We start from the raw sequence: 1,114 nt of genomic DNA, 5'->3' as shown, positions 1-1,114 counted from the left end.
ATTTGGATTTTTTGTAGAGGAGATAAGTTGTAATTGATCACAAATCTTATAATTACAAGAGCTATTATTAGGCTTATAGTTCCTATGATGATCTGTTTTATCAAGGCATTATTTACCGGATCTTTATAAATTTTTTCATCTGCTATTACACAAACATTATATCCTGTTGAGGATTCTTGACATATTACCGCTTTACGTGGAGCATTTCCATCTTCAATAATCATAGGTTCACTTGAAAGTTGTCCTGTTTTACCTTCTGGAGTAGAAAGATAAGTCTTTACGATATTTTGAGATAAATCATCTTTTGCTAATAATACTTTTGAAGATTCATGAAACAGCATAGTTCCTTCATCATCTAAAACCACAGTGTATCCACTTTGAGATCTTCCCATTGCTAATACATTGTCTGAAAAAGTCTTTAGATCATAATTTCCACCAACTGCACCTATAAATTTACCATCAACAACAATAGGATATGAAAAAGCCAAAGAAGGAGCTTTTAAGCTTGGAGCCATATAAGGTTTTGAAATCACAACTTTATCTTCTCCAGATGCAACACTTGTATACCAAGCTCTAGTTCTTGGATCATAGCCATCAGAAGGCATTTGATGATTTCCATTTGATCTAATCATTGCACCATTTTTTGCAAGCCCTACATACAAAACATCAAAACGACTTGACTCTTTTGCAACTTTAACCATAGTGTAGATTTCTTCTAAACTTGCATTGGGGTTTTTTTGAATTTCAGCCGCAACAGCTTTTATAGCATCGCTTCTTGAAGCAGTGTAATCATCAAAGCTTTTTAAAACATCTTGCATAGTTTTAACTTGTATGTCATTAATAAGTTTTTGCACATCGTGCTTTACTTCAGCATAGTTAAAAGCATTTGCAATAAATAAAATAGCTATAATTGCTAAGAATACAAAAAAAGTGAGTTTGCCTGTCAATGTTTTGGTAGTTTTTCCCATAAATCATCCTTGTTTATAGTTTTTGTAGTTTTTCGAGGAAAATTATCTTATATTATCTTTAATAAAAAAATATATTATTTAAATATAAAATTAATTATTTAATAAAAATTATAAAAAGTAATTAAAAACATAATGAAGAGATAATA

1 protein-coding gene is annotated in these 1,114 nt (G+C 29.9%); it reads right to left on the bottom strand.

Features of this window, described 5'->3' with window-relative positions:
* On the bottom strand, positions 1-968 hold a 968-nt coding region (locus tag L8W55_RS07895), incomplete at its 3' end, for a cache domain-containing protein (RefSeq protein ID WP_263678137.1).
* Positions 969-1,114 lie beyond the last annotated feature (146 nt).

It is taken from the genome of Campylobacter sp. FU_520 (assembly GCF_025772385.1).
Taxonomy (GTDB): Bacteria; Campylobacterota; Campylobacteria; order Campylobacterales; family Campylobacteraceae; genus Campylobacter_D; species Campylobacter_D lari_C.
Note: the sequence above shows the minus strand (reverse complement) of the source record. Positions and strands in the feature narration are given on the sequence as shown.